1 protein-coding gene is annotated in these 1959 nt (G+C 58.6%); it reads right to left on the reverse strand.

Features of this window, described 5'->3' with window-relative positions; genetic code table 11:
- Positions 1–113 precede the first annotated feature (113 nt).
- On the reverse strand, positions 114–1481 hold the full coding sequence (gene ltrA, locus P406_RS26730; RefSeq protein WP_003373498.1) for a group II intron reverse transcriptase/maturase: 1368 nt from the start codon (positions 1479–1481) through the stop codon (positions 114–116).
- Positions 1482–1959 lie beyond the last annotated feature (478 nt).

Below are 1959 nucleotides of genomic sequence, written 5' to 3' on the forward strand. Positions count from 1 at the left end.
GGGACTTTGCCTACTTTGGCCCCATCAATCGGCATAGGGGGCAGCCATCTGGCTGCACCCCTGCCACACCACCCGGCATGCGGGTCCGCACCGGGCGGTTCGAGAGGTTGAGGTCAGTAGAGTCGAGGCAGACCCAACCGATCAAACCACGCTACCGTCAGCACACCATGGATCAGCCCGGCACTGTTGTGCCAGATCCTATGGCTATCGCTGGCTATTGCTGCCGCCAAGTCAGAATTTGCACCCAACTTGCGAAGCTCTCGGTAGGTGGTTTTGCCAGTCTTCCATTGTTTGAGCTGAATTGCCCTGAGCCTTCGACGTATCCAGCCGTCCAGACTCTTCCATAAACCGGGAGCCTGAGACAATCCAAAGTACGCTTTCCAGCCGAGGAGGTAGGGCCTCAGGTTTTCCACCACTTGCGGCAGGCTGCGACCGCCACTACGCGGTGTCAGCCCCCGGATGCGATGTTTGAATACCTGTAGCGCCTTGAGTGCTACCCGCCGTTTGACCTCGCCTTTGGGAGACTGCCAGAAGCTGAATCCCAGAAACTTGCGGCCAAACGCACTGGCAACGGCGCTCTTGCTCTCGTTCACGCGCAACCCAAGACGGCCGTAAAGGCGACGGAGCAATGCCATCACCCGCTGTCCGGCTTTGGGGCTACGTACGTAAACGTTCGCATCGTCCGCGTACCTGACGAAGCAATGGCCTCGTCGCTCCAGCTCTTTGTCTACCTCGTCCAGCACCACATTGGCCAGCAGCGGTGAAAGTGGTCCACCTTGCGGTGTGCCCCTCGTGCTGGTCATGACCATGCCTTCGATCAATGCCCCACTGTTCAGATAAGCTCGAATCAAACGTAAAACGTCGCGATCCTTCACTTTTCTGCCCAGTCGGGCGATCAACACATCGTGCTCGACGCAGTCGAAAAACTGCTCCAGATCGACATCGACCACAATTTGCCGCCCTGAGTGGATGTATTGCTGTGCCGCCAAAACCGCTTGGTGTGCACTGCGCTCCGGACGAAAACCATAGCTGTGGTTGCTGAAGTCAGGGTCCAGCAAGGGCTGCAACACTTGCAGTAATGCTTGCTGAATAAGTCTGTCCGTCACCGTAGGAATGCCCAGCTTGCGCTCGCCGCCACCGGGTTTGGGGATCAAGACTCGCCGAACCGGATCAGGCCGGTACGTCCCTGCCAACAACTGTGCGCGTATCCCGGGCCATGCCGTCTTCAGGTGCTCCGCTGTTTCGGCGATCCCAAGACCGTCGACACCGGCAGCACCCTTATTGGCGCGGACCTGTTTAAACGCCAGTTGCAGGTTGTCTCTTGTCAGGGCAGCTTGCAGCAACCCTGACCCTGTGGGGGTTGAGTCATGGCGCGGACAGCCGGCTTCATCGCTGGATGCTTTACGCGGGGCTTCACCCTCTGCAATTGCGTCCCGCCCCGGTTTGCCGGGCATCTGATGCATGGCCTGCTGTATCGTCATGTCAAACCTCACTTCTTCTCGTTTGGTCCTTCGCTGCAGCGCAGCTACTATGACCGCTGCTGACTTCTCGCTCCGGCTCACACCGTCGCCCTTTCAGGCATGAGGCGAGATCTCCCCAGGTAAGAACGCCATCCTTCACCGCACAACCGCCGCATTTACGTACCCGGCACTTAGGCCACAAGAGCTTTGCAGTCACTTGGCTGCTCGCCCTGTCCGGATCCGCCTCGAATGCGATTTGTGTACCTCGGCTCGCGGTTTACGCTCCACGCTTCCTCCCCACAGTCGGTCGCCCTTCTGCAGTTGCGCTTCGCTTCATTCACTGTGGCCAGCTTAAGAGAGGACTTTCACCTCTAGGATGGCGCCCATGCTGGGCGCACAAGTCAGTCGCCGAGGGGCGAAAAGGTGCCTTGAGCCGTAAACATATCCAACTGACATCGCAGAACCGCTGTGTGACGCAGAGCGTCACAAACACAAAGAG

This window comes from Pseudomonas syringae pv. coryli str. NCPPB 4273 (assembly GCF_000972175.1).
In the GTDB taxonomy this organism is placed as follows: Bacteria; Pseudomonadota; Gammaproteobacteria; order Pseudomonadales; family Pseudomonadaceae; genus Aquipseudomonas; species Aquipseudomonas syringae.